Origin of the sequence: Cereibacter changlensis JA139 (assembly GCF_003034985.1) — a bacterium.
GTDB classification, from domain to species: domain Bacteria; phylum Pseudomonadota; class Alphaproteobacteria; order Rhodobacterales; family Rhodobacteraceae; genus Cereibacter; species Cereibacter changlensis.
The window spans coordinates 1-6,823 of sequence record NZ_PZKG01000169.1 but is presented as its reverse complement, the minus strand read 5'-3'; the positions used below and the strand labels follow the sequence as shown (position 1 = coordinate 6,823).

Genomic DNA, 6,823 nt, shown 5'->3' with positions numbered 1-6,823 from the left:
GCACTTTTCACCCGACTGGCGGCTCTTTCGGGTCTTTGCCTGCTGACGGCCTGCGCAAACCTGAGCCTGCCCGGTGTGCCCACCCTGAAGGAGCGCGAGGATGTCAGCCAGCTGCGGCTGGTCCCCGACAACCGCGCCTGGATCACCGCGCCGCAGGGTCTGCTGACGCTGGAGCGCAGCCTTGGCGGCGAGCAGGAGCAGATCGTGGCGCTGCCCAACATGACGGCGCTGCGCGGCGACAACCGCATCCTGCTGCGCGCCCGGGTGGGCGACGGCGCGGACCGTCCGCGCTTCCAGCTGGACGAGTTCCTCGTCCGGGTGGGCGGCGCGCCGGAGCCCTTCACCGGGCTGAACAACGCCGATCTGCGGTCGCGCGAGGATGCGCTCGGCACCTATTTCTGGAGCGAGAAGCGCGTCGGCAGCAACACGATCTGCGTGCTGGGCCTGCGCCGCGCCACGGTCGAGGGCCGCCCGCTGCCGCGCGGCACCAATGCGCTGGACATGATGCTGCGCAACTGCGTCCCCGGCACCGTCGATGACGCGCTGGCGCCGATCATGGCCGAGAGCGTCGCCTACTACCCCGGCTCCTCCGTCGGGCCGGGGCCGCGGATCAGCCGCTCGATCTCGCCGCTCGCGGCACCCATGCCATGAGCTCGATGCAGCGCAAGAGTGGCGGCCTCATGTCCTACCTCATCCTGGCGCTGTGGGTTCTCCTGCTGGTGCCCGTCGCGCTGCTGGCCAGCGTGCCGACCTCGACGACGGCGCAGGCGATGCTGGCCATCGCCACCGTCGTCGTGGTGGCGGTGCTGAAGCCCTTCGCCGAACATATCGGGGTGCGCTTCTTCCTGATCGCGACCGCCAGCGTGTCGGTGATGCGCTACTGGTCCTGGCGGCTGCACGAGACGCTGCCGCCGGTCGGGCTGACGCCCTCCTTCATCATCGGCGCGATCCTCTTCGCGATCGAGACCTACTCGATCCTCGTGTTCTTCCTGAACGGCTTCCTCACCGCCGACCCGACCGAGCGGCCCTTCCCGCCGAAGGTGGCGACCGAGGACCTGCCGCGGGTCGACATCCTGGTGCCCTCCTACAACGAGCCGACTGAGATGCTGTCGGTCACGCTGTCGGCGGCCAAGAACATGATCTACCCGGCGCGGCTGCGCACCGTGGTGCTCTGTGATGACGGCGGCACCGACCAGCGCTGCCAGTCCGACGATCCGGAGCTCGCGCAGAAGTCGCAGGCGCGGCGGCGCGAGTTGCAGCAGCTGTGCCGCGACCTCGGCGTGACCTATTCGACCCGGGCCCGCAACGAGAACGCCAAGGCCGGCAACATGTCGGCGGCGCTGGAGAAGCTGAACGGCGATCTCGTCGTGGTCTTCGATGCCGACCACGTGCCGAGCCGGGACTTCCTGGCGCGGACCGTCGGCTATTTCGTCGAGGATCCCAAGCTGTTCCTCGTGCAGACGCCGCACTTCTTCATCAACAAGGACCCGATCCAGCGCAACCTCGGCCTGTCCGAGGAATGCCCGCCGGAGAACGAGATGTTCTACAGCTTCATCCACCGTGGGCTCGACCGCTGGGGCGGGGCGTTCTTCTGCGGCTCGGCCGCCGTGCTGCGGCGCAAGGCGCTGGATTCGGTGGGCGGCTTCGCCGGCGAGACCATCACCGAGGACGCCGAGACCGCGCTGGAGATCCATGCAAGCGGCTGGAAGAGCCTCTACATCAACCGGGCGATGATCGCCGGGCTGCAGCCGGAGACCTTCGCCTCCTTCATCCAGCAGCGCGGGCGCTGGGCGGCCGGGATGATGCAGATGCTGATGCTGAAGAACCCGCTGTTCCGCCGCGGGCTGGGGGCCACCCAGCGGCTCTGCTACATCAACTCGATGAGCTTCTGGCTGTTTCCCATCGTGCGCATGGTCTTCCTGCTGGCGCCCTTGGTCTACCTGTTCTTCGGCATCCAGATCTTCGTCTCCACCTTCGAGGAGGTGCTGGCCTATGCGCTGGGCTACCTCGCCATCAGCTTCATGGTGCAGAACGCGCTCTTCGCGCGACACCGCTGGCCGCTGATCTCCGAGATCTACGAGGTGGCGCAGGCGCCCTATCTGGCCAAGGCGGTGATCGGCACCCTGATCAAGCCGCGGGGGGCCAAGTTCAACGTGACCGCCAAGGACGAGACGCTGTCGGAAGACTACATCTCGCCTATCTACAAGCCGCTGCTGGCGGTCTTCCTTCTGATGCTGGCCGGGGTGGTGGCGCTGGTGATCCGCTGGATCGCCTTCCCGGGCGACCGGTCGGTGCTGGCGGTGGTCGGCGGCTGGGCGATCTTCAACTTCCTCCTGATGTCGCTGGCGCTGCGCGCCGTGGCCGAGAAGCAGCAGCGCCGCTCGGCCCCGCGGGTGCTGATGCAGACCACGGCCGAGGTGCGGGCCAGCTCGCTCGGCGATCTGGCGATGCCGGCCATGGTGCTGGACGCCTCGACCGGCGGCGCCCGGGTGACGCTGCGGCTGCCGCCCTCGACAGAGGGCCGGGTCAGCATCGAGCCGGGCGAGACGCTGCACTTCAAGCCGAGCTTCCCCGACGCGCCGCATCTGGAGCGCCCGGTGCGGGCGCGGGTGCGGATGGTGACGCGCGAAGGGGCGACGGTGACCGTCGGCCTGCTGTTCGATGCCGACCAATCCTTCGAGGTGCGCGAGACCGTGGCCTATCTGATCTTCGGCGAAAGCGAGAACTGGCTGCGGATGCGCCAGTCGACCAGCCGCCGCAAGGGGATGCTGGCCGGCATGGGTTATGTGCTGTGGCTGGCCATCGCCTCGATCCCGCGGACGCTGCGCGACTTCCTGCGCGAGCCGGCGCGCCGCTCGCGGCTCGACGTCGAGCAGCCGCGCAGCAAGCCGGCGCATCTTCTGGCCTTCGGCGCCGATTTCAGCCGCGAGACCGATACGCCGGCCCCGGCCGTTCCGGTGGTGGCGGTCGTCGACGCCCCGGTGAGCCCGATCCTGCGGGGGGCGCAATGACCCGGCTGGTCACGGGCCTTCTGGTGGCCGCGCTCTGGGCTCCGGCGGCACATGGGCAGGCACAGGCGCAGGGCCCCTCCGCCTCGACGGCAGGCGACGCCGACGCCGTGCCGATGATCGTCATCGAAGGGCTGGGGGAGCAGGATGACGCCGCTCCCGCCGAGCCGGCTGTGCCTTCGGTGCTGCTGCGCAACTCCACCGTCAAGAGCCGGTCGACGGCGCCCTGGCTCTTCCCGCTGCGGCCGCTCTCGGGCAAGAGCGGCGCCAACGACATGGCGCGGCTGCAGGGCCAGGCCAGCGAGGGCGCCTTCCGCCTGGTGCTGCCGCCCGCCGCGCTGAGCGGCAGGCTCACGCTGGCGCATCGCAGCAGCGTCAACGTCCTGCCGCAAGGCTCTGAGATCGAGGTGCTGCTGAACGGCCGCAAGCTGGGCAGCTTCCGCCCCGACAGTTTCGGCACGCTGGCCACGGTCTCGCTGCCGCTGGCGGGCTCGCAGGCGCGGGCCGGCGAGAACATCGTCACGCTGCGCGCCAGCCAGCGCCACCGGATCTTCTGCGGCCCCGATGCGAGCTTCGCGCTCTGGACCGATCTCGACCTGTCGCAGAGCGGCGTGCAGATGGAGCCGCTCGCGGTGCGGCCCGATGCCGCCGGCTTCGTCGCAGCGCTGGCCGCGCAGGCGGGAGGCGGGCAGGCGGTGGGGATCCGCGGTCAGAAGGTCGATCCCGAGACGCTGCGCGCCATCGCCGGCGCGCTCGGTCAGGCGACCGGCGGCGCGCCGCTGCCGCTGACCGTCGCCTCGCCCTGGGCCGTCGCCGAACGCCCGGCGCAGGCCCGGATCAGCCTGCTGCCCTCGAACCGCAGTGCGGTTTCGGTGCAGCAGGGCGGCGACGGCGCGCTGGTGCTGGTGATCGAGCATCCGCCGGGCCAGGCCGCCGACCCGGCGCTGATCACCGAGGCGCTGTCCGGCGTCCCCGACCCGCTGACGCTGGCGCAGCCGGTGATGCTGCAGCCGGGGCAGGAGACCGCCTTCGCCGACCTGGGCTTCACCACGGTTGTCTCCAGCGAATACTACTTCCGCCGCGACCTCGGCTTCCGCCTGCCGGAGGACTGGCTGCTGCTCGCCTCGCAGAAGGCTACGGTCGAGCTCGATTACGGCTTTGCCGAGAACCTGCCGGAGGGCGGGCTGGTGCTGGTGAAGGTGAACGGAACGACGGTGCGGATGCTGCCGCTGGACCGCAACGGCGGCAAGATCCAGCCGCGCCTTCCGGTCAGCTTCAGCGCCCGGCTGCTCCGGCCCGGGCTGAACGCGCTGAGCTTCGAGTCGATCATTCCCGGCGATCCGGCGGACGAACCCTGTCCGACCCGCGACACCGACATGCTGACCATCCTCGACAGCTCCAGCCTGCTGGTGCCGCCGAGCCCGAAGATGCAGCAGCCCGACATGGCGCGCACCCTCTCCGGGCTGGGTGGCGGCGATGTCCAAGGGCTGGGGCAGGTGGGTGACGGCGTGCTGCCCTTCGTCGCTGCGCTGACGCCGGTCGAGACGCAGGGCGCGGGGGCGCTGACCGTGGTCGGCTTCGCCGATGCCTCGCTGCTGCCGCTGACCCAGCGTGGCATCGCCGCGCGGGACCTGGAGACGGTGCTGCTGCCGCCCGTGGCGCCGGCGGCTCTGGCCCAGCCAAAACCGGAACCCGTGGAGGAGCCGGTCAACACCGGCCCCGCGCGGCTGATGCCGGCGAACCCGGTCGAGCCGCGCTCTGCCAGCTGGACGCTGCCGGGTTGGGTGGACCGCGCCTGGGCCGCAGTGCGCGCCCCGTTGGAGCGCGGCATCGACCGCCTGCTGCACCCCGGCGATGGCCTGCTGCAGCCCTGGCTTGCCGAACAGCAGGGCGTGGCCGTGCTGATGTCGCTGGAGCCGGACGAGCCCGAACGGCTCTGGCTGCTGCTGGGGCCCGACGCCGACGCGGCCGATGTCGCCGCCGATCTCGACGCCGGGCGCCGCTCGGCAGGCGGGCCGCATGGCCAGATCTCGGTGCTGCGCCGCGACGGCAGCTGGGCCAGCTGGACCGCGGCCGACGCCCGCCCGGTGCTGCTGGAGCCGCTGGCGATCGGCAACATACGCCCCGTGCTGGGCAACCTCGTGTCATGGCAACCGCGCGCGCTCACCGCAGCGATGCTCGGCCTGGCCTGGATCACGGCGCTGCTCGCACTCTATTTCGTTGTGTCTACCCGAGGGAACCGGAAGAAATGAAGCGCCGCACTCTGCTTTGCGCCGGAGCCGCCAGCCTGATTCTGGCCGGCCGCGCCCGGTCTCAGACCCCCGAACAGCCGCTGCTGCTGGGGGCCGACCACCCGCTGCAGGAGGCCTGGGCCGCCTGGAAGGCCGCCTTCCTGCTGCCCTCCGGCCGGATCGTCGACGGGCCGCAGAAGGGCGCCAGCCATTCCGAGGGGCAGGGCTATGGCGCGACGCTGGCGGTGACCTTCGGCGACCGAGCCGCCTTCGACCGCATCGTCGGCTGGACCGAGACCAATCTCGGCCGCCGCCCGGACGGGCTTCTGGCCTGGCGCTGGCTGCCCGACGTGGCAGTGGCGGTGCCGGATCGCAACAACGCCAGCGACGGCGACCTGTTCTACGCCTGGGCGCTGGTCCGGGCGCGGGAGGCCTTCGACACCGACAAGCACCAAGCCCGGGCCAAAGAGCTGGCCGACGCGCTGGCGCTGACCTGCGTCGCGCCGCATCCCGACGGTTCGGCGCGGCTGGTCTTCCTCCCGGCGGTCGAGGGCTTCAACTCCGAGGCGGGGGTGGTGCTGAACCCGTCCTACTACATGCCGCGCGCCATGCGTGAGCTGGCCGAGGCCACCGGGCAGGCCCGTCTGGCGCAATGCGCGCAGGACGGCGTTGACTGGATCAACGAGATCTCGCAGACCGGCCCGGTGCCGGACTGGACCCTCGTCACCCCCACCGGCCATGTCGCGGCGCCGGATCTCTCGCCGCATTCCGGCTATGACGCGATGCGGGTGCCGCTGTTCCTGCTCTGGTCCGGCCTCACCGCCAGCCCGGCGCTGCGGCGCTACGCGACCGACCACGAGCAGGCGGTGCAGGGGGGGATGATCGACCCGGTGGTGTTCGACGGCATCAGCGGCGCGGTGCGCGAGCAGAGCGCCGACGCCGGCTATCGCGCCACCCCGGCGCTCGCGTCCTGCGCGCTGTCCGGGCGGCCCGGCGCGGCCATTCCGCCCTTCACCATTGACCAGCCCTATTATCCCGCGACCCTGCATCTCATGGCGCTCGTCGCGCAAGTCGAAGGTTATTCAGCATGCGTTCCGATCTGACCCGTCTGCGCCGCGTCGCGGTCGCGCTCGCCTGCGTCGCCGCCGTCTCCGGCCCTGCGCTGGGGCAGGGGGCCGCGCCCTCGCCGCGCGACCTCGAAGCGCTGAACTATTACGTCGGCAGCAACGACACGACCGCGGCCGAGGCCGAGCTGCGCCGGCTCCGGGCGCAGTTCCCCGGCTGGCAGCCGCCCGCTGACCTCTCCCGGCTGCGCCAGACCCAGCCCACGGCCGAGATCGACCGGATCTACCGCGAGATCGCCAGCGGCAACCTGACGGGCGCGCGCAAGACGATCACCGACACCCAAGCGGCCTTCCCGAGCTGGACCCCGCCCGACGAGATGACGCGGCTGCTGGAGACTTCCGAAGCCCAGGCGGCCTTCGACAATGCGGTGCGCAGCGGCAACAGCCAGCAGGCGGTGGAGATCGCCCGGCGCTCGCCGCAGCTCCTGCGCTGCGACCGGGTGAACAACGCCTGGCAGCT

General features: G+C 71.1%; 4 protein-coding genes and 1 pseudogene. All 5 read left to right on the top strand.

Annotated features, from left to right (window positions below):
• Window positions 1-651: hypothetical protein (locus tag C5F48_RS25340; protein ID WP_181247743.1), on the top strand; the 651-nt coding region annotated here is incomplete at its 5' end.
• Window positions 652-680: 29 nt separating this feature from the next.
• On the top strand, window positions 681-3,011 hold the full coding sequence (gene bcsA / locus C5F48_RS20640) for a UDP-forming cellulose synthase catalytic subunit (protein WP_245941402.1): 2,331 nt from the start codon (window positions 681-683) through the stop codon (window positions 3,009-3,011).
• Window positions 3,008-5,260: a cellulose biosynthesis cyclic di-GMP-binding regulatory protein BcsB gene (locus C5F48_RS20635; RefSeq protein ID WP_107665668.1), complete on the top strand. Its 2,253-nt coding sequence runs from the start codon at window positions 3,008-3,010 to the stop codon at window positions 5,258-5,260. The genes bcsA and C5F48_RS20635 overlap by 4 nt, the downstream gene beginning before the upstream one ends.
• Complete coding sequence (locus C5F48_RS20630; protein ID WP_107665667.1) at window positions 5,257-6,342, top strand: family 8 glycosyl hydrolase; 1,086 nt, start codon at window positions 5,257-5,259, stop codon at window positions 6,340-6,342. The genes C5F48_RS20635 and C5F48_RS20630 overlap by 4 nt, the downstream gene beginning before the upstream one ends.
• A pseudogene (locus C5F48_RS20625) lies at window positions 6,327-6,823 on the top strand (hypothetical protein); the annotation flags it as partial. The gene C5F48_RS20630 and the pseudogene C5F48_RS20625, both read left to right, overlap by 16 nt.